A 26014-nucleotide genomic window follows, 5' to 3' on the forward strand; every position below is an offset into this window, starting at 1 on the left:
GCCCCGGGCGCTCGGGTTAGGCTTCGGGCTGGCTTGGGAGGAGCTTGAGCATGCTGATGCGTCTGATGATGGTCGCCCTGCTGTGGCTGGCCGCCGGAACCGTGGCCATTGCGCAGGAGGCCAGCGGCGGCGAGGCCGCGACGCCGCCGACCATCGCGGAGCAGATCGACGGCGCGGTGCGCCCGGTCGCCGACGCGGTCTCGGGCGCGATCTTCCATTCGGTGCGGGTCGCCGGCACCGACGAAGAACCGGTGATGTTCCCGCTGATCGTCGGCTGGCTGATCCTGGCCAGCCTGGTGTTCACCTTCTACTTCCGCTTCATCAACGTGCGCGGCTTCAAGCACGGCCTGGACCTGATCCGGGGCAAGTACACCGCCGCCGACAATGACCATGCCGGCGAAGTCAGCCACTTCCGGGCGCTGACCTCGGCGGTGTCCGGCACGGTCGGCCTGGGCAACATCGCCGGCGTCGCCGTCGCCATCACCATCGGCGGCCCCGGTGCCACCTTCTGGATGATCCTGGCCGGCCTGCTGGGCATGAGCACGAAGTTCGTCGAGTGCACCCTGGGCGTGATGTACCGGCTGGAGAAGCCCGACGGCACGGTGTCGGGCGGCCCGATGTACTACCTCAGCCGCGGCATCGCCGAGAACTATCCGCGCCTGCGCAGCTTCGGTGCGTTCCTGGCCTTCGTCTTCGCCATCTGCACGATGCTGGGCGCCATCGGCGCGGGCGCGATGTTCCAGGCCAACCAGGCCTATGCGCAGATCGCCAACGTCACCCAGGACGCCATCCCCAACGGCGGGCTGTGGTTCGGCGTGCTCTACGCCGTGCTGGGCGGCGTGGTCGTGATCGGCGGCATCACCCGCATCGGCAGCGTCACCGCCCGGCTGGTGCCGGGCATGGCGGCCCTCTACCTGATCGGCGCGCTGTTCGTGATCCTGGTGAACCTGCCGCAGGTGCCGGGTGCGTTCATGGCCATCATCGACGGTGCATTCACCGCCGAGGGCGTGGCCGGCGGCGTGCTGGGCGCGCTGATCCAGGGCTTCCGCCGCGCCGCGTTCTCGAACGAGGCCGGCCTGGGCTCGGCGGCGATCGCGCACTCGGCGGTCAAGACCCGGGAGCCGGTCACCGAGGGCTTCGTCGCGCTCTGGGAGCCGTTCATCGACACCGTGGTGATCTGCACCATGACGGCGCTGGTGATCATCATCACCAACCAGCATGTTGTCGGCGGCGCCGACGGCGTGCAGCTGACGTCCAACGCCTTCGCCACGGTCGCGCCCTGGTTCCCGTACGCGCTGGCGGTGGTGGTGCTGTTGTTCGCCTTCTCCACCACCATCACCTGGGCCTACTACGGCGCCAAGGCCTGCAGCTTCCTGTTTCGCGAGTCCAAGGTCGCGCTCTACGGCTTCAAGGTCTTCTACCTGTCGATGGCGGTGGTCGGCTGCACGATGCCGCTGGCGAGCATCGTGGACGTCGCCGACGCGCTGCTGTTCATCATGGCCATCCCGAACCTGATCGGCGTCTACCTGCTGATGCCGGTGGTGAAGAAGCACCTCGACAGCTACTGGGCGCGCCTGAAGTCCGGCGAGATCCGCAAGGTAGCCTGACCCCGAAAGACCCTGTAGGAGCGCCTTCAGGCGCGACCGCAACACCCCGAACGGCGCGGGCCACCCCCGCGCCGTTTGCTTTTCCACCGACGTATCGAGCCAATCCTGCAACCGGGACAATGCCTTCGTTGCCTTCAAACGATCAGTCCGGAAGTGAAACGCGCGCCTGCTCACAGAGACGGGTCATCTCCTCCTGCTCTGGCGTCCCGGCGAACGTCGTGTCGCGCATGATTTCGGCGAGTGAGACCGCAAGCTCCCGAAGCAGACGATGCAGGTCTGCCATGCGTTCGTGCCGGGCGTGGAGCTCGGAAAGCACGTCCTCGTGCCTTGAAGCGCCAAGCATTGCGCCGAAGTGTTCTTGGAAGTGGTGGACGACCTCGTTCCGATCCTTCACAACTCTGCCGAGGAAGTCGGCAAGCCGGTTTGAGTCATCCTCTGTCGCTTCGAGGAACCTGCCTGCGACTTCGCCGAGGTACTTCTTGTGGAGACGGGCATGGCTCCAAAGTTGCGAGCCCACGGAGGAGTCTCCCCGTTCCTGGAAAGGAACCAGGAACTTGAAGAGCCGCTCGATCTCCTGGCTTGTCAGGACGATGGCGCCTACCGCACAAGCGATCTTCACGTTCGGGTCCAGTGGTTCTGCCATTGCATTCGATCCCCGTGGGCTGGCACCTGCAGGGCGCCGGAATCTCCAATTTACAGGACTGCCTTTGCGTTCCGATCCTGCCCGACCGGACGGCGAAGGGCTGACGCATTCGTCCGCGAGGTGGCACGACCTGCAAGCCCGGGAAAAAACAAACGGCGCGGGGTTTCCGCGCCGTTTGGGTGAGGCTTCGCGCCTGAAGGCGCTCCTACAGGGAGAGTAGGGCGTTCAGCCGGCGAGCTTCATGTAGAGGATGAGCAGGACCATGCCGGGGGCGAGGATGCCGCACAGGACTTTCCAGGCGGTGTAGCCGCCGTTGCCCAGGTCCGGGAGTTCGCCGCGGCTGATGTCCTTGCGCAGGACCCAGGCCGCGAATACGGCGATCAGCAGGCCGCCGACGGGCAGCATCAGGTCGGAGGCGATGAATTCGACCGCGCCCTGAAGGTCGCGGCCGAAGATGCGCACGCTGGCCCAGACGTTGAAGCCCAGCGCCGTCACCAGGCCAAGCGCCCAGATGACCGCCGCGGCCAGCAGCGCCGCCGACTTGCGGCTGAAGCGCCCCTTTTCCACGATGAAGGCGGTGGGCGGCTCGAGCAGGGAGATCGACGAAGTCCAGGCCGCCACCGCCAGCAGCACGAAGAAGGCGATGGCATACGGGATGCCGAACGCCATGTCGTTGAAGGCCAGCGGCAGCGAGGTGAAGATCAGGCCCGGGCCGCCGCCGGCCGGGTCGATGCCGAAGGCGAACACCACCGGGAAGATCGCCAGGCCGGCCAGCAGCGCCACCGAGGTGTCGGTGAGCGCGACCGTGGCGGCCACGCGCGGGATCGAGATGTCCCTGGGCAGGTAGGCGCCGTAGGTCATGATGCCGCACATGCCCAGGCTCAGCGAGAAGAAGGCCTGGCCCAGCGCCGCCAGCCAGGTGCTGCCGTGCACCTTGCTGAAGTCGGGGGTGAACAGGAACTCGAAGGCCTGGCCGACCTTGCCGGTGCTCAGGCCGTAGGCGAAAAGGCCCAGCAGGATCAGGAACAGCAGCGGCATCAGGAACTTCACCGCGCGCTCGAGGCCCTTCTCCACGCCCATCGCCACCACGCCGACGGTGAGCAGCATGAACACCGTGTGCCAGAACACCAGCGTGCCCGGGCTGCCGAGCATGGCGGTGAAGGTCGCGTCCGGGTCGGTGATCGGCGCGCCGCCGAACAACTGCTCCACGTACAGCCAGGCGTAGTGCAGGGTCCAGCCGCCGACCACGCTGTAGAAGCTCAGGATCATCACGGCCGCAGCCATGCCGATCCAGCCGATCACCACCCAGCCCTTCGAATGCCCGCCTTCGCTCGTGAGCTTGCGCAGCGTGTTCACCGGGCTCATGCGGCCGTGCCGGCCCATCAGGATCTCGGCGGCCATGATCGGCAGGCCCACCAGGGCGATGCAGCCCAGGTAGATCAGCACGAACGCGCCGCCGCCGTTGTCGCTGGCGAGGTAGGGGAAGCGCCAGATGTTGCCCAGCCCCACCGCGGATCCACTGGCGGCGAGGATGAACGCCAGGCGCGATGACCACATTCCGTGGACGGATTCTCCCTGCATCGCCAGTTTGCCTCCCGGTTTGCGTCAGCGGCCCTGGCGCAGCAGGCTGTGCCGGTAGCCGTAGCCGAAGTAGATGGTGAAGCCAACGACCGTCCACGCGGCGAGAAGGACCCAGTTGTACCAGCCCATGAAGAACACCAGCGCCAGGCAGGACAGCGCGCCGAGCGTGCCGACCACCGGCGCCAGCGGCACCTTGAACGGGCGCGCCAGGTCCGGACGGGTGCGGCGAAGCACCATCACGCCGATGCACACCGTGGCGAAGGCGAGCAGGGTACCCATCGAGACCAGGTCGCCCAGCACGCCCAGCGGGAAGAACGCCGCCAGCAGGGCCGCGACGATCGCCACCACCACGGTGGCCTTGTGCGGGGTGCCGAAGCGCGGGTGGGCCTTGCCTAAGAACTTGGGCATCAGGCCGTCGCGCGACATGGCGAAGAAGATGCGCGGCTGGCCCATCAGCATCACCAGGATCACCGAGCTCAGGCCTGCCACGGCGCCGACCTCGACCGCGAGCTTGAGCCAGGCCAGGTCGGCGTAGGGCTCGAGCGCGGTGGCCACCGGCTTGGCGGTGCCCAGGTCGGTGTAGGGCACCATGCCGGTGAGCACGGCGGCGACGGCGATGTAGAGCAGGGTGCAGACCACCAGCGAGCCGAGGATGCCGATCGGCATGTCGCGCTGCGGGTTCTTGGCCTCCTGCGCCGCGGTCGAGACCGCGTCGAAGCCGATGTAGGCGAAGAACACGATCGAGGCGCCGCGCAGCACGCCCTCGATGCCGAAGCGGTCGCCGCCCTGGTTCTCGGGGATGAAGGGCACCCAGTTGTCGGCGTTGACGTACTGCATGCCGAAGCCGATCAGGGCCAGGATCACCACCATCTTGATCGCCACGATGATGGCGTTGGCGGTGGCCGACTGCTGCATGCCGACGTAGCACAGCGTGCCCACGGCGGCGATGATCAGCACCGCCGGCAGGTTGAACAGCGCGCCGGTCATGACGAACTCACCGTTGGTGTAGGTGAAGGGTGCCGAGGCCAGCCAGGCCGGGAATGTCCAGTCCATGCCCGCCATGCCCGCCAGGTTCTCCAGCAGGCTGATCGTGTAGGCCGACCAGCCGACGGCGACGGCCGAGGCCGCGAACAAGTACTCGAGCACCAGGCTCCAGCCCACGAACCAGGCCACCGCTTCGCCGAGGGTGGCGTAGGTGTAGCTGTAGGCGCTGCCCGAGACCGGGATCATCGCGGCGAACTCGGCATAGCACAGGCCGGCGAAGGCGCAGGCCAGGCCGGCGAGCACGAAGCTGAGCATGATGGCCGGGCCGGCGTGGTTGGCCGCGGCCTGGCCCGTCATCACGAAGATACCGGCGCCGATGATGGCGCCGATGCCCAGCAGCACCAGGTGCCGGGCGGTGAGCACGCGCTTGAGGTTGGCCTCGCCGCGCAGCGAGCCCTCGACGGGTTCGCCGGCATCCACGTGCGGCGCGGGCGCCACCGGCTTGACGATCAGAAGGTCTTTGAACATGGGTTGGTCCGATTGGTGACGTGCGTTGCGGGACTCAGTGCTCGCGGCGGTGGGCCACGACGGCCTTCGGCTCGAGCCTGAGGATCTTGAATCCGATGTAGGCCAGGATCGCGGCCAGCACCGGGTTGATGAGGTTGAACAGCGCGTAGGGCAGGTAGTCGAGCGTGGCCACGCCGAGCGTGGCGGCCATGTACGCGCCGCAGGTGTTCCAGGGGATCAGCGGCGAGGTGATGGTGCCGGCGTCCTCGAGCGCGCGCGAGAGGTTCTCGGGCGCGAGGCCGCGCTTTTCGTATTCGCTCTTGTAGATGCGGCCCGGCAGCACGATGGCCAGGTACTGGTCGGCCGCCAGGATGTTGGTGCCGAAGGCCGTCACCAGCGTGGCGACGATCAGCGAGCCCGTGGAGCGGGCCATCCGGAGCACGCTGCGGATCAGGCGCTCGAGCAGGCCCACCTTCTCCATCACCGCGCCGAAGGTCATGGCGCAGATGATCAGCCAGACGGTGTTGAGCATGCTGGCCATGCCGCCGCGGTTGAGCAGTTCGTCCACGTTTGCGTTGCCGCTGTCGCCCTTGTAGCCGTCGAACAGCGCCGTCCAGGCGCCCGAGAGCAGGGCCATCGGCCGCGACAGGGCCTCGTTGCCGGCCAGCTTCACCACCAGGTCGGGCTGGAAGATCACCGCGAAGACCGCGCCGAGCAGGGCGCCGATGAAGATGGTGGGGAAGGCCGGGAGGCGGCGCACCGCCAGCACGAACACCACCAGCAGCGGGATCAGCAGGTGCGGCCCGAGGGTGAACTGCTTCTGCAGCTCGTTCGACAGGTCGCCGAAGCCGACCGCCGCGGTGCCGGCCTCGGCGCCCAGGCCGAGGATCGCGAAACCGATGATGGCCAGCGCCAGGCTGGGCAGGGTGGTCCAGCTCATGTGTTTGACGTGGGCGAACAGCTCGCCGCCCGCGGCCGCCGGGGCGAGGTTGGTCGTGTCCGACAGCGGGGAGAGCTTGTCGCCGAAGTAGGCGCCGGAAATGATGGCGCCGGCGGTGATGGCCACGTCCAGGCCCAGGCCCTGGGCCACGCCGATCAGGGCCACGCCCAGGGTGCCGGCCACGGTCCAGGAACTGCCGATGGTCAGCGCGACGATGGCGCACACCACGCACACGGCCGGGTAGAAGTAAGACGGGTGCAACACGGCCAGGCCATAGTGGATCATCGTGGGCACGGCGCCGGAGAGGATCCAGGTGCCGATCAGCGCGCCGACCGAGAGCAGGATCAGGATGGCGGTGGCGGAAATCGAGATGCCGCTGACGATCGCGTCCTGCACCACGTCCCAGCGCATGCCGTTGCGCAGGCCGACGAGGGCGGCCACGCCGGCCGCGACCAGCAGGGAGATCTGGTTGGCGCCGTAGGAGGCGTTGTCGGCGTAGAGGTAGACCGCCAGGGGCAGCAGGATGAACAGCACCAGCAGCGGCAGCAGGGCCTGAAGCAGGGTCGGTTCGCGGGCCGTCGCGGCCGGCGCGGTGTCGCTCATGTTGCACTCTCTCCCCAGAGGTAATCGCCCGAGTGTAACCGAGCCCGGGCGCCGCTGCGGCTAGACTGATGTCCCATCCGTCACCGTATCCGCACCCGCATGCACGAGCCCACGCCCCTGGCGGCCGCCCTGGCCGATTACCGCCGCCGCCACCCGGACGAGGGGGCGGCGGTGGACCTGTTCGAGGTGCTGCTGGCCGATCCGGGGCCGGTCTATGAGCGCCGGCGCCTGGCCGGGCATTTCACCGGCTCGGCCTGGCTGGCCAGCGCCGATGGCAAGCGGGTGCTGCTGACCCACCACCGCAAGCTCGGCCGCTGGCTGCAGCTGGGCGGGCATGCCGACGGCGACCCGGACCTGGCCCGGGTGGCGCTGAAGGAGGCGGAGGAGGAATCGGGCCTGTCCGGCCTGGTGGTGGAACCTGCGATCTTCGACCTCGACCGGCACGCCATCCCGGCCCGCGGCGCGGAGCCGGAGCACTGGCATTACGACGTGCGGTTCGTGGTGCGGGCGACGGGCAGCGAGGCGTTCGCGGTCGGCGAGGAGTCGCTGGACCTGGCCTGGGTGCCGGTGGCCGACATCGCAGCCGACCCGTCTGCCGACGGGTCGCTGCGCCGCATGGCGGCCAGGTGGCTGGCCCGCGGATAGGCGACGGGGATCAGGCGCGCCCGGCGAACTCGCCCGTGGTGGTGTTGACCAGGATCTTCTCGCCGTTGGTGATGTACTCCGGCACCATGATCTCGATGCCGGTGTTGAGCTTGGCCGGCTTCGGGCGCTTGGTGGCGGTGCCACCCTTGAGTTCCGGCGGCGTTTCGACGACTTCGAGCACCACGCTGGCCGGCAGCTGCACGGCCACCGGCTGGTCCTCGATCAGCTGCACATAGCAGCCTTCCAGGCCCTCGGTGATGTAGCCGGCGTCGTCGCCGATGGCGTCGGCGTCGAGCTGGTAGGGCGTGTAGTCCTCGGCGTCGAGGAACACGAAGGCGGTGCCGTCCATGTAGCTGAAGGTGCTGGCGCGGCGGCTGAGCTCGACCTCGCGCAGCTCGTCGTCGGCGCCCGCGCTCAGGTCGCACTTCACCCCGCCGGGCACGCTGTACATGGTGAAGCGGAACTTGACGTTGCCGCCGCGGCCCTGCGGCGAGCTGCGCTCGATGTCGCGCACCTGGTAGACGGTGCCGTTGTGTTCGACGACATTGCCCTTCTTGATGTCCGAAGCTTTCATGCTGGTTGCTCGTTGGGGTTACTTGGGGGCGAGGCGGACGGCGCCGTCGAGGCGGATGGTCTCGCCGTTGAGGTAACGGTTGGACAGGATGTAGGCGACCAGGTCGGCGAACTCCTCCGGCCGGCCCAGGCGGGACGGGAAGGGGATCGACGCCGACAGCGACTGCTGCACGGCTTCGGGCATGCCGTCGACCATCGGGGTCCAGAAAATGCCCGGGGCCACGGTGTTGACGCGGATGCCGAAGCGGGCCAGTTCGCGCGCCATCGGCAGGGTCATGCCGACCACGCCGCCCTTGGAGGCCGAGTACGCGGCCTGGCCGATCTGGCCTTCGTAGGCGGCCACCGAGGCGGTGTTGACGATCACGCCGCGCTCGCCCTCGTCGGTCTCGTTGTGCTGCATCAGGTCGGCGGCGGCCTTGGCCACGTTGAAGCTGCCCACCAGGTTCACCATCACGGTGGCGGTGAAGTTCTTCAGCGGCATCGGCGCGTCCTTGCCGAGCACGCGGCCGGCGCCGAGGATGCCGGCGCAGTTGACGGCGGCATTGAGCCCGCCCATGAAGGCCTTCGCGGCGGCCAGGTTGGCGGCCACCTGGGCTTCGTCGGTGACGTCGGTGCGCCAGTAGCGGGCGTTGGCCTCGCCCAGCGAGGCCACGGCCTCGGCGCCCTTGTCGTCGTTGATGTCGAGCAGCGCCACCTTGGCGCCGCCGGCGACCAGGTGCCGGGCCACGGCCAGGCCCAGGCCGGAAACGCCGCCGGTGATGACGGCGCGGGTGTCCAGGATCTTCATAAAACCCCCGGTTACAGGAAACCGGGGATTCTACCTTGGCCGGATTGGGGACAGGTGCATTTTCCGCCCGGGAAGACGCCCGTCACCCGGGCCAGAGGGGGGCGGAAAATGCACCTGTCCCCGGCCGGGACTCAGCGGTTCTGGCGCAGGTAGGCCGCCAGCCCGTCCGGGTCGAGGGCGGCACTGAACAGGAAGCCCTGGCCGGTGCGGATGCCCAGCCCGAGCAGGAAGTCGCGCTGGGCCGAAGACTCCACGCCCTCGGCCACGACCTCCAGCCCGAGCGCCCGGGCGATGCCGGCCACGGCCTGGCAGATGGCCGCGTCCGATTCGTTGCCGGGCACGCCGCGCAGGAAACCCTGCGAGAGCTTGAGGCCGTGGATGGGCAACCGGCGCAGGTAGTTGAGCGCGCTGTAGCCCTCGCCGAAGTCGTCGATGGTCAGCACCACGCCGAGCTGGCGCAGGCCCTCGAAGGTGCGCACGGTGTCGGGCGCGTCCTCGATCAGCACGCGCTCGGTGAACTCCAGCTCCAGGCGCTCGCCGGGGAGGTCGTTCTCGGCCAGGGCATCGCGAACCACCTGCAGCAGCTCTTCGTTGAGGAACTGCCGGTAGGAGACGTTCACCGCGATGCGCCCGGGCGCGTCGCCGGCGGCGATCCAGGCGGCCATTTGCCGGCACGCGGCCTGGATGACCCAGGCGCCGATGCGCACGATGTCGCCCGTGGTTTCGGCCCGGCTGATGAAATGGTCGGGCGGCTGCTCGCCGAGCACCGGGTTGTGCCAGCGGATCAGCGCCTCGGCCGATCGCACGCTGCCGTCGGTCAGGTCCACCAGCGGCTGGAACACCAGCCGGAACTCGCCGTTGTCCAGGGCACGGCGCAGCTGCGCTTCCACCTGCACGCGGTCGAACTGCTGGCGGGCCAGTTCCGGGGTGAAGTTCTGCCAGTTGTTGCGGCCGTGATGCTTGGCCGCGTACATCGCCGCATCGGCATTGTTGACCAGCTGCTGCACGGTCTTGCCGTGGTCCGGGAAGCGGGCCAGGCCGACGCTGGTGGTGATGGTGAATTCCTCGCCGGCGTAGCGGAAGCTGTCGCCGAAGGCGCGGGTGATGCGTTCGGCGAGGCGCTCGCCGGCGGCGGGATCCCCGCGGGTGTCGGCCAGCACCAGGAACTCGTCGCCGCCGAAACGCGCCAGCAGGTCGGACTCGCCCACGCAGCCCTCGAGGCGGCGCGCGGCATTCACCAGCAGCTGGTCGCCGGCCGAGTGGCCAAGCAGGTCGTTGACCAGCTTGAAGCGGTCGAGGTCGATGTAGACCACGGTGACGCCCTCGCGGCCCTCGGCCACCCGCCGCTCGAGCTCGGTGAGCACGCCGTCGCGGTTGAACAGGCCGGTGAGCGCGTCGGTGCGGGCCTGGCTGCGCAGGGCCTCCTCGATCTGCCGGCGCTGGGTGATGTCCTGCAGGATGCCGGTGATGCGCGCGGTCATCGGCGCCCGTCCCTCGGCCTGGCCGATCAGCCGCGCCCAGTTCGAGCGCCCGTCCGGGCCGCGCAGCTGCACCTCCATGTCGAAGGCGCCGCCGTCGCGCAGCACGCTCTCGAGCGCGCCCTGCACCTTGGCCCGGTCCGCGGGCACCACGTGGGCGATGGCGTCGTCGAGCGTACGCGGAGGGCTTTCGAGCCGTCCGATGATGCGCAGGGTCTCTTCGGTGAGATACAGCCGCTCGCGGCCGCCATCCCACTCCCAGCCGCCGATGTGGGCCAGCGCCTGGGTGCGCAGGAACAGCGAACTGTCGCGCTTGAGTTCGGTGACGTCGGAGAACAGCGAGATCACCTGGTGCGCCGTACTTTCGCCGGGCCGGAACTGCGGCACCGAGGTGGCCGAGATCCAGGTCAGCTGCCTGCGCTGGAGGTGGTAGAGGCCAAGCAGGGTGGACTGCACGAACTTGCCCGTCTGCAGCGCCCGCATCGAGGGCATCTCGCTGAAGCGGATCGGCCAGCCGCGGTGGTCCACCACCAGCCAGTCCTGCCAGCGCAGGCCCGAGTCGATGTCCTGGTCCTCCTCCAGGCCCAGGATGCGCATGCCGGCGGCATTGGCCGAGAGCGCGCGGCCGTCCTTGCCCTGGATCAGCACGCCCTTGTCCATGGCCGAGAGCAGGGCGTTGTAGTTCTGTTCGGCCTCGCGTCGGCGGGACAGGTCGCGGGCGACGGCGATGACGAACTGGTTGGGGCCGTCGACGAAGCGCGCCGAGTGCACCTCGACCGGGAAGCGGCTGCCGTCCTCGCGCATGTTGTAGACCTCGACCACGTGGGTCTGATCGCGGGCCAGGGCTTCGAGCACGGGCGCCATGTGGTCCGGCGGCAGGTCCGGGTTGATCACGTGCAACAGGTGCCCGACGATCTGGTCGCGCGGCCGGCCGTAGGCTTTCTCGCCGGCGATGTTGAGGTCGACGATGCGGCCTTCGGCGTCGATCAGGCTGACCGGGTCGGGTACCGCGTTGAACAGCTTGCGGTAGCGCATCCGGGCGCTCTCGGCCTCGCGCCGGGCGCCGTGCAGCGCGGCCAGCAGCTTCGAGAGCAGCGCCGGGTCGTCGCAGCCCTTGCCCTCCGCCAGCAGCGACTCAAGCCGCCTCAGCAGGGCGTCGTCGGTCTCCGGCGCGGGCGCCTTGCCATCATCCATGCGGTTTTGATCGGCGGCCCAGGGGGCGGTTATGGCGAGGATACACCGTGCCCGCGAAGGGCGGCTTCACACCGACTGGGCCAGGGTGACCTTGCTGCCGGACACGCGGCCGAGCAGGCCGGCCAGCCAGCGGCCGGTCTCCACCAGCTTCGGCAGGTCCACGCCGGTGGCGATGCCCATGCCCTCGAGCATGTAGACCACGTCCTCGGTGGCCACGTTGCCGCTGGCGCCCGGGGCGTAGGGGCAGCCGCCGGTGCCGGAGACCGCGGCGTCCACCACCGCCACGCCTTCCTCCAGGCAGGCCAGGATGTTGGCCAGGGCCTGGCCGCGGGTGTCGTGGAAGTGGATGGCCAGCGCGGCCATCGGCACTTCGGCGGCCACCGTGCGCAGCATGGCCCGGGCCTTGCCCGGCGTGCCGATGCCGATGGTGTCGCCCAGCGACACCTCGTAGCAGCCGGCCTCGTGCAGGCGGCGCGCCACGCGCACCACGTCGGCCAGCGGCACCTCGCCCTGGTAGGGGCAGCCGAGCACGGTGGAGACGTAGCCGCGCACCTTCACCCCGTCGGCGCCGGCGCGCTCGAGCACCGGCAGGAAGCGCTCGATGCTCTCGTCGATCGAGGCATTGATGTTCTTGCGGTTGAAGGCCTCGGAGGCGGCGCTGAACACCGCCACCTCCGTCGCGCCCACCGCCAGCGCGCGCTCGTAGCCCTGCAGGTTGGGCACCAGCACGGGGTAGGACACGCCCGGCGCCTTGCGGATGCCGGCGAACACCTCGGCGGCGTCGGCCATCTGCGGCACCCATTTCGGGCTGACGAAACTGGTGGCCTCGATGCAGCGCAGGCCGGTGGCCGAGAGCCGGTCGATCAGTTCGATCTTGGCGGCCGCGGGCACCATCGCCCTCTCGTTCTGCAGGCCGTCGCGCGGCCCGACCTCGACGATGCGCACGGCGGCGGGCAGGGTGCTCATGGCCGGCCACCCTCGCGCACCAGTTCCATCGGCGTGGGCTCGAAGAAGTCCGGCGCCGACAGCAGCGCCGGCGGGACGGCGCCGGTGATGCGGTTGAACTCGTCCTCGTCGTTGTCGTCGAAGCCGCCGCGGATGCGGCCGTCGCTGATCAGCGCGCGCACGTGCAGGTGGTTGGCGTTCCAGATCCTGAGCCGGTTTCCCTCCACCCGGTAGCGGAAGACCATGACGTCGCCAGAGCCGGTGCGGTGGCTGACGCCCTCATAGGCCAGCAGGGTGTTGGCGTCGAGCCAGGCGTAGGGCTGGTCGCCCAGGCGCGCCATGCGCACGAGCGTGCTGCCGGAGCGCGAGGTCGTCTCGTTGCCACGGAACTTCTCCGCCACCAGGCTGCAGTCGGCGTCGACGCTCAGGCGCATCCTCTCCTCCTGCGGATCCTCGCCGGCCGGGGTCACCCACTGGCCGCGGGTGGCCGGGTCGCAGCCCCCGCCGGGCATCGGCGGCCGGGCCCAGAACGTGGCCTGGCAGCCGGTGAGCAGCAGCAGGGCGAGGGTGGCGATCGGGGTCTTCATGCGTCCTCCAGGGTCAGCAGCACGACGTCGGCCTCGACGAACTCACCCGCCGCGGCCTGCACCTTGGCCACCGTGCCGGCGCGCGGGGCGCACAGGCTCAGTTCCATCTTCATCGCTTCCATGACCAGCAGCTCTTGGCCTTCCTCCACGGCCTGGCCGGGCTCGGCCTTCACCAGCACGATGCGGCCCGGCATGGGCGCCGTGAGGCGGTCGTCGCCGGCGCCGGCGGCGGCGTCGTCGGTCAGGACGGCCGGCACGCGCTCGAGCGAGAAGCGCTGGTCGCCGTCGTGCACGAGCACGTGGCGGGCGTCGGCGCGGGCGCGGGCGCGCTGCTGGCGCCCGTCCACCTCGGCCACCAGGCGGTCGCCGGCGAGTCGGGCGCCGGCCACGCGGATGTCCGCGCCGTTGCCGGTGAGCTGGTAGTCGCCGGCGCTGCCGCGCGCGTGCAGCTCGATGCGCTCGCCGCGGTAGACGAAGCACAGCAGCCGCTCGCCGGCATGGCCCAGGCGCCAGCCGTCGGCGATGCCCCAGGGCGAGTGCGGATCGGCGCTGGCCGCGGTGGCGGCGGCGGTGGCGGCCTCGTCGTGCAGCAGGCAGGCGCTGGCGGCCAGGGCCAGCATGGCCGGCGGCAGCGGCGCTTCCTTCGGCAGCACGTCCTCGAGGTGGCGGTCGAGGTAGGCGGTGTGGATGGTGCCGTCCACCACTTCCGGATGCCGCACCAGGTTCTCGAGAAAGGCGATGTTGGACTTGGGCCCCACCACCTCGCAGTCGGCCAGGGCTTCGCGCAGGCGGGCGAGGGCGCGCGGCCGGTCGGCGTCGTGCACGATGAGCTTGGCGATCATCGGGTCGTAGTGGATGGTGACGGTGTCGCCCGCCACCACGCCGGCATCGATGCGCACGTTCGCCGACGGCGACGGCAGGCACAGCATCTCGAGCCTGCCCGAGCCCGGCAGGAAGCCGGCGGCGGGGTCCTCGGCGTACAGGCGCACTTCGATGGCGTGGCCGCTGCGGGTGATGGCGTCCTGCGCCAGCGGCAGCGGTTCGCCCGCCGCCACGCGCAGCTGCCATTCCACCAGGTCCAGCCCGGTCACCAGTTCGGTGACGGGGTGCTCGACCTGCAGGCGGGTGTTGATTTCCATGAAATAGAAATCACCCTCCGGCCCGACGATGAACTCGACGGTGCCGGCGTTGACGTAGTCGATGGCGCGCGCGGCCTCGACCGCGGCCTGGCCCATGCGCTCGCGCAGCGCGGGCGTCATGAAGGGCGAGGGCGATTCCTCGACCACCTTCTGGTAGCGGCGCTGGGCCGAGCATTCGCGTTCGCCCAGGTGGATGACCTGGCCGTGGCTGTCGCCGAAGACCTGGATCTCGATGTGGCGCGGGCGCTCGATGTAGCGCTCGAGCAGCACGCAGTCGCGGCCGAAGGCGCCGGCGGCCTCGCGCTGGCAGCTCTCGAGCGCGGCGGCGAACTCGCCGGCGGCGCGCACGATGCGCATGCCCTTGCCGCCGCCGCCGTGCGCGGCCTTGATCATCAGCGGGTAGCCGATGCGGTCGGCCTCGGCCTGCAGCTTCGCCGGGTCCTGGTCCTCGCCGGTGTAGCCGGGCACCACCGGCACGCCGCGCTGGTCCATGAGCTGCTTGGCGCCCGCCTTGCTGCCCATCTTGCGCATCGAGGCGCCCTTGGGGCCGATGAACACCAGGCCGGCGGCCTCGACGGCCTCGGCGAAGTCGGCGTTTTCGCTCAGGAAGCCATAACCGGGGTGGATGGCCTGGGCGCCCGACTTGCGGGCGACCTCGAGGATGGCCTCGCCGCGCAGGTAGCTGTCCTGCGGCCGCGGCCCGCCGATCGGCCAGGCCTCGTCGGCCAGCCGTGCATGCTGGGCGCGCGCGTCCGCCTCCGAGTAGACGGCAACCGTGCGGATGCCAAGCTTGCGGCAGGTGCGGATGATCCGGCAGGCGATCTCGCCGCGGTTGGCGATCAGTACTTTGTCGAACATTCGGTTATTGGCCACGGGTCAACCTCAGCTCCACGCCGGGCGGCGCTTTTCGAGGAAAGCGGTGAGGCCTTCCTGGCCCTCCGGGGAGACGCGCAGGCGGGCGATGAGCGCGGCGTTCTCGGTGTCGGTGCGTTCGGCCGCTTCGCGGGTCATGCCGGCCATGCGCAGCGCCAGTTGCTTGGCCTCGCGCTGGGCGACCGGGCCACCCTTGATCCAGAAGTGCGCGGTGCGGTCGAGGCGCTCGTCGAGCTGCTCGGCCGGCACCACCTCGTGCAGCAGGCCGATGGCCTGGGCTTCGCGCGCCTCGAAGACCTCGGCGCCGGTGAACAGGCGGCGCGCGTGCCGGGCGCCGATGGCCTGCACGACGTAGGGCGAGATCACCGCCGGCACCAGGCCGAGCTTCACCTCGGACAGCGAGAACTTGGCCGCTTCGGTGCCGATGGCGTAGTCGCAGCAGGCGATCAGGCCCACGCCGCCGCCGTAGGCCGAGCCGTTCACCCGGGCGAGGGTGGGCTTGGACAGGAAATTGAGCGTGCGCATCAGCCTGGCCAGGCGCAGCGAGTCCTCGCGGTTCTCTTCCTCGCTGGCGCCGGCCATGCGGCGCATCCAGCCCAGGTCGGCACCGGCCGAGAAGGTGCTGCCTTCGCCGGTCAGCACCACCAGGCGCACGCCCGGGTCGGCGTCCAGGGCCTCCAGGGCCTCGGTGAGGCGGGCGATCAGGGTGTCGTCGAAGGCGTTGTGGACCTCGGGCCGCGCCAGGGACAGGCGGGCCGTGGCACCGGTGCGCTGGATTTTTATGACTTCGGTCATGGGGACTCCGGGGGCAGGGCGCCATGATAGCGGGAGCGGTCCGACGGCCGGCAGCGGCGCCACTGTTGCGGCGTCCCGTCTGGCCATATAATGCGAATCATTCTCACAAAGGTGGGCGACGACATGGTCCTTTCCGATCTCGAAACCGGCGCAGTGGCCACCGTGGCTGCGGTGCAGGATGCCGGCCCGGGCGACCTGGTCGCGCGCCGGCTGCGCGACATCGGCTTCGTCGACGGCGAGACCGTGCGCCTGGTGACGCGCGGGCCGCTGGGCGGCGAGCCGCTGCTGGTGCAGGTCGGCTTCACCCGCTTCGCCATGCGACGCCAGGAAGCCGCACGGGTGCGACTGCATCGCCTGGAGGGCTGAGTGTCCGCACTGAACATCGCGCTGGTGGGCAACCCGAACTGCGGCAAGACCGCGCTGTTCAACCGTCTCACCGGCAGCCGCCAGAAGGTGGCCAACTACGCCGGCGTCACCGTCGAGCGCAAGGAAGGCCTGTTCCGCACGCCGGCCGGGCGCGGCGTGCGCGTGCTCGACCTGCCGGGTGCCTACAGCCTCGAGGCGACCAGCCCCGACGAAGCCATCACCCGCGCCGTGTGCCGGGGCGAACTGGCCGGCGAGCCGGTGCCGGACCTGCTGGTGTGCGTGGCCGACGCCACCAACCTGCGCCTGCACCTTCGCTTCGTGCTCGAGCTGCGCCGCCTGGGCCGGCCGATGGTGCTGGCCCTGAACCTGATGGACATGGCGCGCCGGCGCGGCATCCGTATCGACCTGGACAAGCTGCAGGCGCGGCTGGGCATCCCGGTGGTGGAGACCGTGGCGGTGAAGCGCGACGGCGCCGCCGCGCTGCTCGCGCAGCTCGACCAGGCCCTGCCGACCGGCCCCGACGCCGGTGACGACCACGGCGACCTGCACGCCCAGGTGCAGGCGCTGCTGGCCGAGGCGGTGACGATGCCCGAGCGCACCAGCCGCCTGGACGAGCGGCTCGACCGCGTGCTGCTGCATCCGGTGTTCGGCCTGGCGATCCTGGCGGCGGTGATGTTCCTGGTGTTCCAGGCGGTCTTCAGCTGGGCCGCGCCGCTGCAGGACACGCTGGCGGGCTGGATCGCCCTGCTCGGCGACTGGCTTGGCGGCCAGCTGCCCGACGGCCCGCTGCGCAGCCTGGTGCAGGACGGCCTGTTCGCCGGCCTGGGCACGGTGATGGAGTTCCTGCCGCAGATCCTGCTGCTGTTCGCCTTCATCCTGGCGCTCGAGGAATCGGGCTACCTGCCGCGCGCGGCCTTCCTGCTCGACCGGCCCATGCGCGCCGCCGGCCTCACCGGCCGCAGCTTCATCCCGCTGCTCTCGAGCTTCGCCTGCGCCATCCCCGGCATCATGGCCACGCGCTCGATCCAGGACCCGCGCGACCGCCTGGCGACGATCCTGGTGGCGCCGCTGATGACCTGTTCGGCGCGGCTGCCGGTGTACACGCTGCTGATCGGCGCCTTCATTCCCGACCAGTCGGTGTGGGGCGTGTTCAACCTGCAGGGCCTGGTGCTGTTCGCGCTCTACGTGGCCGGCATCGTCAGCGCGATGGGTGCGGCTTGGGTGATCCAGAAGCTGCGCCACACCGAGGGCGAACACGTGCTGCTGCTCGAGCTGCCGAGCTACCGCCTGCCGAACCTGCGCGACCTGGGTATCGGCCTGTGGGAGCGCGCGCGCATCTTCCTGCGCCGGGTCACCGGCATCATCCTCTCGCTCACCGTGCTGCTGTGGTTCCTGGCCAGCTACCCGGCGCCGCCCGAGGGCGCGACGCTGCCGGCCATCGACTACAGCCTGGCGGGCCGGATCGGACGCTGGATGGAACCGCTGTTCGCGCCGATCGGCTTCAACTGGCAGATCTGCATCGCACTGATCCCGGGCCTGGCCGCGCGCGAAGTGGCCGTGGCGGCGCTGGCGACGGTGTACGCGCTCTCGGCCACGAACGACAGCGAGGCCATCACCCAGCTCTCGCCGCTGATCGCCGCCGACTGGTCGCTGGCCACGGCGCTGTCGCTGCTGGTCTGGTATGTGTACGCGCCGCAGTGCCTGTCCACGATCGCGGTGATCCGGCGCGAGACCAACAGCTGGAAGCAGGCCGGCATCGCCACCGCCTACCTGTTCGCGCTGGCTTACCTGGCGGCGCTGGTGACCTACCAGCTCACCGCGTGGCTGATGTCATGAACGCACCGGCGACGCGGGCGGGGAGGGCGGCATGAGCCCGCTGCTGCAGACGGCGGTGGTGCTGGCCATCGTGCTGGCCTGCGGCGTCTCGGTGCTGCGTCGGCTGGCGCCGCGCGCCGCCTGGCAGGCGCAGGCGCGGCTGTCGTTTTTCTTAGAACGCCCCGGCCGTCCCGCCTGGCTGCGCCGCCTGGGCCTCGCCCTGCGCCCGCCGATGCAGGCCACCGCCAGCGCCTGCGGCACCGGCGGCTGCAACACCTGCAACGGCTGCAAATAGGGGACGGGTACATTTTTGGGGCGGGGATTTGCGCGCTACGCGCGCAAACCCCCGCCCCAAAAATGTACCCGTCCCCAAGGGTTAAAGGGTGGGTTACATGCGGAAGACGCCGAAGCGGTCTTTCTCGATGGGGGCGTTGAGCGAGGCCGAGAGGGCGAGGCCGAGCACGCGGCGGGTGTCGGCCGGGTCGATGATGCCGTCGTCCCAGAGGCGGGCGCTGGCGTAGTAGGGGTGGCCCTGGCGCTCGTACTGATCGCGGATGGGCGACTTGAAGGCCTCTTCTTCCTCGGCGCTCCAGGCCTTGCCCGCTGCTTCCAGTCCGTCGCGCTTGACCGTGGCCAGCACGCTGGCGGCCTGCTCGCCGCCCATCACGGAAATGCGGGCGTTGGGCCACATCCACAGGAAGCGGGCGCCGTAGGCGCGGCCGCACATGGCGTAGTTGCCGGCGCCGAAGGAGCCGCCGATGACCACGGTGAACTTGGGCACGTGCGAGCAGGCCACGGCGGTCACCATCTTGGCGCCGTCCTTGGCGATGCCGGCGTTTTCGTACTTCTTGCCGACCATGAAGCCGGTGATGTTCTGCAGGAACACCAGCGGGATGTCGCGCTGGTTGCACAGCTCGATGAAGTGCGCGCCCTTGAGCGCGCTCTCGGCGAACAGGATGCCGTTGTTGGCGACGATGCCCACCGGATAGCCGTGGATGTGCGCGAAGCCGCACACGAGCGTCTTGCCGTAGCGCGCCTTGAACTCCTGGAATTCGCTGCCATCGACCACGCGGGCGATGACCTCGCGGATGTCGAAGGGGCGGCGGGTGTCGCGCGGCACGATGCCGTAGAGCTCTTCGGCGGCATACAGCGGCTCGCGCGGCGGCTGCACGGCCACCGGCAGCTGCTTGCGGCGGTTGACGTGCCTGACGATGTCGCGGGCGATCTGCAGCGCGTGGCGGTCGTTCTCGGCGAAGTGGTCGGCCACGCCGCTCACGGACGTGTGCACGTCGGCGCCGCCGAGCGACTCGGCATCCACGACTTCGCCGGTGGCGGCCTTCACCAGCGGCGGGCCGCCCAGGAAGATCGTGCCCTGTTCGCGCACGATGATCGACTCGTCGCACATCGCCGGCACGTAGGCGCCGCCGGCGGTGCAGCTGCCCATGACCACGGCGATCTGAGGGATGTTGCGCGCGCTGAGCCGGGCCTGGTTGTAGAAGATGCGGCCGAAGTGCTCCTTGTCGGGGAAGACCTCGTCCTGCAGCGGCAGGAAGGCGCCGCCGGAATCGACCAGGTAGATGCAGGGCAGGTTGTTCTCCAGCGCCACTTCCTGCGCCCGCAGGTGTTTTTTCACCGTGATCGGGAAGTAGGTGCCGCCCTTGACGGTGGCGTCGTTGGCCACGACCACCACTTCGGTGCCGTGCACGCGGCCGATGCCGGTGATGATGCCGGCGGCCGGCGCGGCGCCGTCGTACATGCCGTCGGCGGCGAGCGCGGAGAGTTCGAGGAAGGGCGAGCCGGGGTCGAGCAGGGCGGCCACGCGTTCGCGCGGCAGCAACTTGCCGCGTTCGGTGTGCTTGTTGCGCGCCTTTTCGCCGCCACCGAGCGCCGCCTGGGCCAGCTTCGCCTCGAGGTCTTCGACCGCGGCGCGCAGCTGCGCGGCGTTGGCCTGGAAGTCCGGGTCGCGGGGATCGATGTGGCTGTTGAGGTGGCTCATGGTATTCCGTCGGCGAAACAACACCGGGAGTGTAAAAGAAAACGGGCGCGACTCGCGTCGCGCCCGTTCGCTTTGAAGCGGGAGGCGAAGATTACTCTTCGACGGCCTCTTCGACTTCCTCGGCAGCCTCTTCGACGGCCTCTTCCACGGCGTCGGCCGCGTCTTCGGCCATGTCACCGGCCTCGTCGGCCAGCTCGTCGGCGGCGTCGGCCAGGTCTTCGGCGCCTTCGCTGATGGCCTCGGCGGCGTCGGCGCCAGCCTCGGCAGCGGCGTCGGTAGCGGCCTCGGCGGCGTCGCCCGCAGCCTCGGCGGCGTCGGTGGCAGCAGCAGCGGCTTCGTCGGCGGCGTCGGCCGCCTGCTCAGCCTGGTTCGAGCAGGCCGCCAGGGCCAGGCCGAGAGCCATGGCGAGCAGGATCTTGTTCAGGGACATTGGTGAATTCCTCGTCTGGGCGTAGGGAAAAACATGGAACGTGCTCGGTGGGGCACGTCGTTAAAATCATGTCAGGAACTGAACCGGAGTCAAGCGCCAGTTTGAGTTAACACAATTTTAATGGACTTGCCCGGCGAACCGGGTCAGGCCAGTTCCACCGCCACGGCGGTCGCCTCGCCACCGCCGATGCACAGCGCGGCCACGCCGCGCTTGCCCCCGCGCTGCTTGAGGGCGTTGACGAGGGTGACGAGCAGGCGGGCGCCGGACGCGCCGATCGGGTGGCCCAGGGCGCAGGCGCCGCCGTGCACGTTGAGCTTGTCGTGGGCGATGCCCAGTTCCTTCATCGGCGCCATGGCGACGACGGCGAAGGCTTCGTTGACCTCGAACAGGTCGACGTCGGCCACCGACCAGCCGGCCTTGGCCAGCACTTTCTCGATGGCGCCCACCGGCGCGGTGGTGAACCACTCCGGGGCCTGCGAATGGGTGGCGTGCGCGACGATGGTCGCGAGCGGCTTGAGGCCATTGGCGGCGGCGGCCTCTTCGGAGGCCAGCACCAGTGCGGCGGCGCCGTCGTTGATCGACGAGGACGCGGCGGCGGTGATGGTGCCGTCCTTCTTGAAGGCCGGGCGCAGGGTGGGGATCTTTTCGATGTTGCAGCGGCCCGGCTGCTCGTCGGTGTCGATCAGGGTGTCGCCCTTGCGGCCGGCCACGGTGACCGGCGCGATCTCGTCCTTGAAGCTGCCGTCGGCCTGGGCGGCGAGGGCGCGGCGCACCGATTCGGCGGCGTAGGCGTCCTGCTGCTCGCGGGTGAAGGTGTACTTGTCGGCGCACAGCTCGCCGAACACGCCCATCGCCTGCTTGTCGTAGGGGTTGGTCAGGCCGTCCCAGGCCATGTGGTCGAGCATCTCGGTGCTGCCGTACTTGGTGCCGGTGCGCGAGTTCATCAGCAGGTGCGGGGCGTTGGTCATCGACTCCATGCCGCCGGCGACGACGATGCCGGCCGAACCGGCCTTGATCAGGTCGGTGCCCAGCATCACGGCCTTCATGCCCGAGCCGCAGACCTTGTTGATGGTGGTGCAGCCGGCGGACACCGACAGGCCGGCGCCGAGCGCCGCCTGGCGGGCCGGGGCCTGGCCCAGGCCGGCCGGCAGCACGCAGCCCATGATCACCTCGTCGACCTTGTCGGCGGCCACGCCGGCCTGCTCGACGGCGGCCTTGATGGCGGTGGCGCCCAGCTGCGTGGCGGGCACGCCGGTGAACTGGCCCAGCAGGGCCCCGAGGGCGGTGCGCTTGGCGCCGGCGATGACGACCTTGGACATGGTGGCTCCGGAAAAGGCGTGGGGAAACGTCAATTATGCCCGAGCCGGCCAGTGGGCCGCAGCCCGGTTCAGGCCGCGTAGTGTGCGCGCCCGTGCGGACCCGCGCCATGGCGGGAATCGCCGGAATCTGGCGGGAGCGACCATGTTCGCGGCTCATGCCGGTTGGGATCCTGTCCGCCCCCCAACACCACGAGAGAACGCCGATGATCCACACCGACGCACACGGCCACCCCCTGAGCGGCGCCAGCGCCGAGGCCGCCGCCCTGTACGACAAGGCGCTGCGCCAGTTCCAGTGCTACACCGTCGACCCGGTCGCCATCCTCCAGCAGGCCGTCGCCGACAGTCCGCGCTTCGTCATGGGCCACGCCATGCTTGCCTGGCTGATGCTGAGCGCCTCCGTGGCGGGCCCGGCCGACCTGGCCGCCGCCTCGCTCAGGACCGCCGAAGGCCTGCCCGCCACGCCGCGCGAACAGGCGCACCTGCGGGCCGCGGCAGCCTGGGCCGGGGGCCGCTGGCGCGCCGCTGCGCGGGCCCTGGAGGACTTGAGCGTCGCCCACCCGCGCGATGCGCTGGCGCTGCAGATGGGCCACCTGCTCGACTTCTTCACCGGCAACGCGCGCATGCTGCGCGACCGCATCAGCCGCGCGCTGCCGGCATGGTCGGCCGACCTGCCGGGATTCCACGCCATCCTCGGCATGCATGCCTTCGGCCTGGAGGAGTGCGGCCAGTACCCCCTGGCGGAGTCCACGGGCCGCCGCGCCGTCGAGCTCGACCGGCGCGACGGCTGGGCTTGGCACGCCGTCGCCCATGTGATGGAAATGCAGGGCAGGGTGGACGAGGGCATCCGCTGGCTGGGCGCGGACAGTGCCTCGTGGTCGAAGGACAACTTCTTCGCCGTGCACAACTGGTGGCACCTGGCGCTCTACCACCTTGAACGCGACCAGATCCCGGAGGTGCTGGCGCTGTTCGACGGCCCGATCTTCGGGCACGGGCCGGGGACGGCTGGTATGCCTTCAACGACGTGCACGCGGCCATGGCCTTCGTCTTCGCCGGCCGCCGCGACCTGCTGTCCGAGGTTCGCGAGGCACAGCGCCGCGCCAGCGCGGAGGGCCGGCGACAATGCGATGTTCACGGCCGAAGTCGGCGCACCGCTGCTCGAGTCCCTGGTGGCGCTGGCCGAAGGCGACCACCGCCAGGCCGCACGCGGCCTGCGCTGGGTGCGGCCGCTGGCGCATCGGTTCGGTGGCAGCCACGCCCAGCGCGACCTGATCGACCTGAGCCTGATCGAGGCGGCGATCCGCAGCGGCGACCGTGGCCTGGCCGAAAGCCTGGTGGCTGAACGCGCCATCGCCCGTCCCGACCGCGCCAGCACTGGCGCGCTGCTGCGCCGGGCCCTGGCCGCCCATCCCGTCCCCCAAGCCGCCTGACGCCCTACAAGAATGGGTCGGAGGTAATTTGCCGAGACAAATTACCTCCGACCCCGGCTTCTCAGACGCGGCCGTCGAAGAGTTCGCGGCCGATCAGCATCCGGCGGATTTCGTTCGTGCCGGCGCCGATGGCGTAGAGCTTGGCGTCGCGCAGGATCCGGCCGGTGGCGTATTCGTTGATGTAGCCGTTGCCGCCCAGGGCCTGGATGCCTTCCAGGGCTACCTGCACGGCGGCCTCGCTGGCGTGCAGCAGGCAGGCGGCGGCGTCGATGCGGCTCGAGCGGCCGGCGTCGTAGTCGCGGGCCACCTGGTAGGCGAAGGCGCGCGAGGACTGCAGCGCCGTGTACATGTCGGCGATCTTGCCCTGCATCAGGCCGAAGGTGCCGATGGCGGCGTCGAACTGCTTGCGCTCGCGCACGTACGGCAGGGCGATGTCGAGCGCGGCCTGCATCAGGCCGATCGGGCCGCCGGTGAGCACCAGGCGCTCGGTGTTGAGGCCGCTCATCAGCACCTTCACGCCCTGGTTCACTTCGCCCAGCACGTTTCCGGCCGGGATCTCGCAGTTGTCGAACACCAGCTCGCAGGTGTTCGAGCCGCGCATGCCCAGCTTGTCGAGCTTCTGGGCGGTGGAGAAGCCCTTCATGCCCTTCTCGACCAGGAAGGCGGTCATGCAGCGCGAGCCCGCTTCCTTGCCGGCGGTGCGCATGTAGACGATCAGCACGTCGGCCTCGGGGCCGTTGGTGATCCACATCTTGTTGCCGTTGGCGACCCACACGCCGTCGCGCAGTTCGGCGCGGCAGCTCATCGAGCCGACCACGTCCGAGCCGGCGCCCGGCTCGCTCATCGCCAGCGCGCCCTTGAACTCGCCGGAGCAGAGCTTGGGCAGGTACTTGCGGCGCTGCTCGTCGCTGCCGTTGGCGTAGAGGTTGGCCACGCACAGGTTGCTGTGCGCGCCGTAGCTCAGGCCAACCGAGCCGGAGGCGCGGGAGATTTCCTCCATCGCCACCAGGTGGGCCAGGTAACCCATTTCCGAGCCGCCGAATTCGGCCGGCACGGTCATGCCCAGCAGGCCCAGCTCGCCCAGCTTGGGCCACAGGTCCTGCGGGAAGGCGTTGTCGTGGTCGATCTGCGCCGCGCGCGGGGCGATCTCGGTCTCGGCGAAGCGGCGCACCGCCTCGCGCAGGGCATCAAGATCCTCACCAAGCGGGAAAGCGCGCATCGACAACTCCAGGAAGGGCCAAAGAAGGAAGTAAAGGGGCCAGGCCGTGGGCCTGACCCCGGCTTGCCTCAGCTACCGCGGCGGCCCTGGAAGCGCGGCGCGGCGGCGCCCAGGTGCGGCAGGCGCAGCTTGCCGATGGCGTTGATGCGCTCTTCGGCCATGCGGTCGGCCGCCTGGTTGGTCGGGATGCCGTCGCGCTTGGCGATCTCGAAGATGCGGCCCAGGTTGTAGTAGATGGTGCGCATCATGCGCATCGCGCGCTCGCGGTTGTAGCCGTCGATCTCGAGCGAGACGTTCATCAGGCCACCGGCGTTCACCGCGTAGTCGGGCGCGTACAGGATGCCCTTGGCGGCGACTTCGACGCCCATCTGGTCGTTGGCCAGCTGGTTGTTCGCGGCGCCGCAGATGACCTTGCACTTCAGGCGCGGCAGGGTCTTCTCGTTGAGCGTGCCGCCCAGGGCGGTCGGCGAGTACACGTCGCAATCGACGTCGTAGATGTCGTCCAGGGCCACGGCCTCGCAGCCGAACTCGTCGACGGCGCGCTGCACGGCGTCCTTGTTGATGTCGGTGACGAAGACCTTGGCGCCGCGCTCGCGCAGCAGCTTCACGAACTCCATGCCGACGTGGCCGACGCCCTGCACGGCGTAGGCGTACTTGCCCACGTCCTCGTCGCCGAACTTCACCTGCAGCGCGGCCATCAGGCCCTGCAGCGTGCCGAAGGCGGTGAACGGCGACGGATCGCCCGAGCCGCCGTGCACCTGGTGCACGCCGGTGACGTAGTCGGTCTCGCGCAGCACGTATTCCATGTCGTTGACGTCGATGCCGACGTCCTCGGCGGTGATGTAACGGCCGCCGAGCGAGTTGACGAAGCGGCCGAAGGCGCGGAACAGCGCTTCGGACTTGTCCTTGTTCGGGTCGCCCCAGATCACCGCCTTGCCGCCGCCCAGGTTCAGGCCCGACACCGCCGCCTTGTAGGTCATGCCGCGGCTCAGGCGCAGCACGTCCTTCAGGGCCTCTTCCTCGCTGGCGTACGGCCACATGCGCGTACCGCCCAGGGCGGGGCCGAGCACCGTGTTGTGGATCGCGATGATGGCCTTCAGGCCCGCGTCCTTGTTGTGGCAGTACACCACTTCCTCGTGGTTCGAGGTCGAGATGGATTCGAAGATCATGGAAGGCTCCGGTCTGGCGGACTGCGCGGCCCCGGGGAGAGGGGATTGTGCGAAGGTGCTTTAGGTACAGCCCGCAAGTAATTGAATTTAATGGCCTGTGTGATTCCACCGCAGGGCCCCGCCGGTCTCCGGCGCGGCGTAGTGTAAAGCAAACGCTCTAGAGGGGCAGGGGCCGCCTCCACACGCCCGTGACTACGCTCGTCGGTCGCCCGCCACCGCCCGGCGGGCCGGGGCGCCGGCGTGGCCGGTTCCCCGGGGTCCGGGCGTTGGCTTCGATGCTTGGCGGTTTTGTCTCTCCCCGGAAAACCGCCAGCCTCCAACCCTAGAGCAGGGTTTATTGGGCGACCACCGCGTGGTCGCCCTTTTTTTTGGTTCTTCTCCCAACTGAGGGG

General features: G+C 69.8%; 22 protein-coding genes. 6 read left to right on the top strand and 16 right to left on the bottom strand.

The features are described 5' to 3' along the window. Positions 1-50 precede the first annotated feature (50 nt). A complete protein-coding gene (locus C6N40_RS12620) occupies positions 51-1607 on the top strand; it encodes an alanine/glycine:cation symporter family protein (protein ID WP_106991390.1) in 1557 nt (518 codons plus the stop codon). Positions 1608-1749: 142 nt separating this feature from the next. Here the strand turns inward: C6N40_RS12620 and C6N40_RS12625 are convergent, their stop codons facing one another. The 4 genes from C6N40_RS12625 to nhaC form a co-directional block, all read right to left on the bottom strand. Beyond that, on the bottom strand, positions 1750-2250 hold the full coding sequence (locus tag C6N40_RS12625; RefSeq protein ID WP_162782221.1) for a hypothetical protein: 501 nt from the start codon (positions 2248-2250) through the stop codon (positions 1750-1752). 225 nt (positions 2251-2475) lie between these two features. Next, complete coding sequence (locus tag C6N40_RS12630) at positions 2476-3807, bottom strand: sodium-dependent transporter (RefSeq protein WP_205208606.1); 1332 nt, start codon at positions 3805-3807, stop codon at positions 2476-2478. A 48-nt stretch (positions 3808-3855) separates the two neighbouring features. Further along, on the bottom strand, positions 3856-5343 hold the full coding sequence (locus C6N40_RS12635; RefSeq protein WP_106991393.1) for an amino acid permease: 1488 nt from the start codon (positions 5341-5343) through the stop codon (positions 3856-3858). Positions 5344-5377: 34 nt separating this feature from the next. Continuing rightward, a complete protein-coding gene (gene nhaC / locus C6N40_RS12640) occupies positions 5378-6865 on the bottom strand; it encodes a Na+/H+ antiporter NhaC (protein WP_106991394.1) in 1488 nt (495 codons plus the stop codon). 99 nt (positions 6866-6964) lie between these two features. On the opposite strand from nhaC, the gene C6N40_RS12645 reads away from it, so the two are divergent. Beyond that, positions 6965-7510 carry an NUDIX hydrolase gene (locus C6N40_RS12645; protein ID WP_106991395.1) on the top strand — a complete coding sequence of 182 codons (546 nt, stop codon included), beginning with the start codon at positions 6965-6967 and terminating at the stop codon, positions 7508-7510. Positions 7511-7520: 10 nt separating this feature from the next. Here the strand turns inward: C6N40_RS12645 and yeiP are convergent, their stop codons facing one another. The 7 genes from yeiP to C6N40_RS12680 form a co-directional block, all read right to left on the bottom strand. After that, on the bottom strand, positions 7521-8084 hold the full coding sequence (gene yeiP / locus C6N40_RS12650) for an elongation factor P-like protein YeiP (protein ID WP_106991396.1): 564 nt from the start codon (positions 8082-8084) through the stop codon (positions 7521-7523). A gap of 18 nt (positions 8085-8102) precedes the next feature. Further along, positions 8103-8870 carry an SDR family NAD(P)-dependent oxidoreductase gene (locus tag C6N40_RS12655; RefSeq protein ID WP_106991397.1) on the bottom strand — a complete coding sequence of 256 codons (768 nt, stop codon included), beginning with the start codon at positions 8868-8870 and terminating at the stop codon, positions 8103-8105. Between the two features lie 131 nt (positions 8871-9001). Then, positions 9002-11542: a sensor domain-containing protein gene (locus tag C6N40_RS12660; protein WP_106991398.1), complete on the bottom strand. Its 2541-nt coding sequence runs from the start codon at positions 11540-11542 to the stop codon at positions 9002-9004. A 66-nt stretch (positions 11543-11608) separates the two neighbouring features. Further along, the gene (locus tag C6N40_RS12665) at positions 11609-12508 is read right to left on the bottom strand and encodes a hydroxymethylglutaryl-CoA lyase (protein ID WP_106991399.1); all 900 of its coding nucleotides are present in this window, start codon (positions 12506-12508) and stop codon (positions 11609-11611) included. Next, on the bottom strand, positions 12505-13074 hold the full coding sequence (locus C6N40_RS12670) for a hypothetical protein (protein WP_106991400.1): 570 nt from the start codon (positions 13072-13074) through the stop codon (positions 12505-12507). Before C6N40_RS12670 ends, C6N40_RS12665 begins: the two co-directional genes overlap by 4 nt. Continuing rightward, positions 13071-15071, bottom strand: a complete 2001-nt coding sequence (locus tag C6N40_RS12675) for an acetyl/propionyl/methylcrotonyl-CoA carboxylase subunit alpha (RefSeq protein WP_106991401.1) — start codon at positions 15069-15071, stop codon at positions 13071-13073. The genes C6N40_RS12670 and C6N40_RS12675 overlap by 4 nt, the downstream gene beginning before the upstream one ends. Before the next feature lie 24 nt (positions 15072-15095). After that, entirely contained in the window at positions 15096-15881 is a 786-nt protein-coding gene (locus C6N40_RS12680) for an enoyl-CoA hydratase-related protein (RefSeq protein ID WP_106991402.1), read from the bottom strand. Positions 15882-16004: 123 nt separating this feature from the next. Here C6N40_RS12680 and C6N40_RS12685 point away from each other — a divergent pair, with 123 nt between their 5' ends. From C6N40_RS12685 to C6N40_RS12695, 3 genes are read left to right on the top strand one after another with little or no spacing between them, the layout of a single operon-like run. Continuing rightward, the gene (locus C6N40_RS12685) at positions 16005-16247 is read left to right on the top strand and encodes a FeoA family protein (RefSeq protein ID WP_106991403.1); all 243 of its coding nucleotides are present in this window, start codon (positions 16005-16007) and stop codon (positions 16245-16247) included. Next, on the top strand, positions 16248-18083 hold the full coding sequence (gene feoB / locus C6N40_RS12690) for a ferrous iron transporter B (protein ID WP_106991404.1): 1836 nt from the start codon (positions 16248-16250) through the stop codon (positions 18081-18083). Positions 18084-18114: 31 nt separating this feature from the next. Continuing rightward, positions 18115-18357 carry a DUF6587 family protein gene (locus C6N40_RS12695; RefSeq protein ID WP_106991405.1) on the top strand — a complete coding sequence of 81 codons (243 nt, stop codon included), beginning with the start codon at positions 18115-18117 and terminating at the stop codon, positions 18355-18357. 93 nt (positions 18358-18450) lie between these two features. Here C6N40_RS12695 and C6N40_RS12700 read toward each other — a convergent pair whose 3' ends face one another. The 3 genes from C6N40_RS12700 to C6N40_RS12710 all read right to left on the bottom strand — a co-directional run bounded on the left by C6N40_RS12700 (position 18451) and on the right by C6N40_RS12710 (position 21807). Further along, entirely contained in the window at positions 18451-20058 is a 1608-nt protein-coding gene (locus C6N40_RS12700) for a carboxyl transferase domain-containing protein (RefSeq protein WP_106991406.1), read from the bottom strand. A 91-nt stretch (positions 20059-20149) separates the two neighbouring features. After that, positions 20150-20488 (bottom strand): hypothetical protein, encoded by a 339-nt coding sequence (locus C6N40_RS12705; protein ID WP_106991407.1) that lies wholly within the window; start codon positions 20486-20488, stop codon positions 20150-20152. A gap of 143 nt (positions 20489-20631) precedes the next feature. Beyond that, entirely contained in the window at positions 20632-21807 is a 1176-nt protein-coding gene (locus C6N40_RS12710) for a thiolase family protein (protein WP_106991408.1), read from the bottom strand. Positions 21808-22010: 203 nt separating this feature from the next. On the opposite strand from C6N40_RS12710, the gene C6N40_RS12715 reads away from it, so the two are divergent. After that, positions 22011-23234, top strand: coding sequence for a tetratricopeptide repeat protein (locus C6N40_RS12715; RefSeq protein WP_205208607.1), 1224 nt, complete (start codon positions 22011-22013; stop codon positions 23232-23234). Between the two features lie 61 nt (positions 23235-23295). On the opposite strand, the gene C6N40_RS12720 is transcribed toward C6N40_RS12715, so the two are convergent. Together C6N40_RS12720 and C6N40_RS12725 are read right to left on the bottom strand one after the other, a co-directional pair. After that, positions 23296-24453 carry an isovaleryl-CoA dehydrogenase gene (locus C6N40_RS12720; RefSeq protein WP_106991409.1) on the bottom strand — a complete coding sequence of 386 codons (1158 nt, stop codon included), beginning with the start codon at positions 24451-24453 and terminating at the stop codon, positions 23296-23298. Between the two features lie 68 nt (positions 24454-24521). Next, complete coding sequence (locus C6N40_RS12725; RefSeq protein WP_106991410.1) at positions 24522-25622, bottom strand: Glu/Leu/Phe/Val dehydrogenase dimerization domain-containing protein; 1101 nt, start codon at positions 25620-25622, stop codon at positions 24522-24524. Between the last annotated feature and the right edge of the window lie 392 nt (positions 25623-26014).

The sequence above is a fragment of the Arenimonas caeni genome (assembly GCF_003024235.1).
Lineage (GTDB): Bacteria > Pseudomonadota > Gammaproteobacteria > Xanthomonadales > Xanthomonadaceae > Arenimonas > Arenimonas caeni.

Coding starts and splice junctions, on each gene's coding strand:
- C6N40_RS12680 (WP_106991402.1), bottom strand. CDS start 15,881: ATGACCGAAGTCATAAAAATCCAGCGCACCGGTGCCACGGCCCGCCTG.
- C6N40_RS12660 (WP_106991398.1), bottom strand. CDS start 11,542: ATGGATGATGGCAAGGCGCCCGCGCCGGAGACCGACGACGCCCTGCTG.
- C6N40_RS12625 (WP_162782221.1), bottom strand. CDS start 2,250: ATGGCAGAACCACTGGACCCGAACGTGAAGATCGCTTGTGCGGTAGGC.
- nhaC (WP_106991394.1), bottom strand. CDS start 6,865: ATGAGCGACACCGCGCCGGCCGCGACGGCCCGCGAACCGACCCTGCTT.
- C6N40_RS12665 (WP_106991399.1), bottom strand. CDS start 12,508: ATGAGCACCCTGCCCGCCGCCGTGCGCATCGTCGAGGTCGGGCCGCGC.
- C6N40_RS12725 (WP_106991410.1), bottom strand. CDS start 25,622: ATGATCTTCGAATCCATCTCGACCTCGAACCACGAGGAAGTGGTGTAC.
- C6N40_RS12715 (WP_205208607.1), top strand. CDS start 22,011: ATGATCCACACCGACGCACACGGCCACCCCCTGAGCGGCGCCAGCGCC.
- C6N40_RS12655 (WP_106991397.1), bottom strand. CDS start 8,870: ATGAAGATCCTGGACACCCGCGCCGTCATCACCGGCGGCGTTTCCGGC.
- C6N40_RS12685 (WP_106991403.1), top strand. CDS start 16,005: ATGGTCCTTTCCGATCTCGAAACCGGCGCAGTGGCCACCGTGGCTGCG.
- C6N40_RS12635 (WP_106991393.1), bottom strand. CDS start 5,343: ATGTTCAAAGACCTTCTGATCGTCAAGCCGGTGGCGCCCGCGCCGCAC.
- C6N40_RS12705 (WP_106991407.1), bottom strand. CDS start 20,488: ATGTCCCTGAACAAGATCCTGCTCGCCATGGCTCTCGGCCTGGCCCTG.
- C6N40_RS12620 (WP_106991390.1), top strand. CDS start 51: ATGCTGATGCGTCTGATGATGGTCGCCCTGCTGTGGCTGGCCGCCGGA.
- C6N40_RS12700 (WP_106991406.1), bottom strand. CDS start 20,058: ATGAGCCACCTCAACAGCCACATCGATCCCCGCGACCCGGACTTCCAG.
- C6N40_RS12670 (WP_106991400.1), bottom strand. CDS start 13,074: ATGAAGACCCCGATCGCCACCCTCGCCCTGCTGCTGCTCACCGGCTGC.
- C6N40_RS12710 (WP_106991408.1), bottom strand. CDS start 21,807: ATGTCCAAGGTCGTCATCGCCGGCGCCAAGCGCACCGCCCTCGGGGCC.
- C6N40_RS12695 (WP_106991405.1), top strand. CDS start 18,115: ATGAGCCCGCTGCTGCAGACGGCGGTGGTGCTGGCCATCGTGCTGGCC.
- C6N40_RS12630 (WP_205208606.1), bottom strand. CDS start 3,807: ATGTGGTCATCGCGCCTGGCGTTCATCCTCGCCGCCAGTGGATCCGCG.
- yeiP (WP_106991396.1), bottom strand. CDS start 8,084: ATGAAAGCTTCGGACATCAAGAAGGGCAATGTCGTCGAACACAACGGC.
- C6N40_RS12645 (WP_106991395.1), top strand. CDS start 6,965: ATGCACGAGCCCACGCCCCTGGCGGCCGCCCTGGCCGATTACCGCCGC.
- C6N40_RS12720 (WP_106991409.1), bottom strand. CDS start 24,453: ATGCGCGCTTTCCCGCTTGGTGAGGATCTTGATGCCCTGCGCGAGGCG.
- C6N40_RS12675 (WP_106991401.1), bottom strand. CDS start 15,071: ATGTTCGACAAAGTACTGATCGCCAACCGCGGCGAGATCGCCTGCCGG.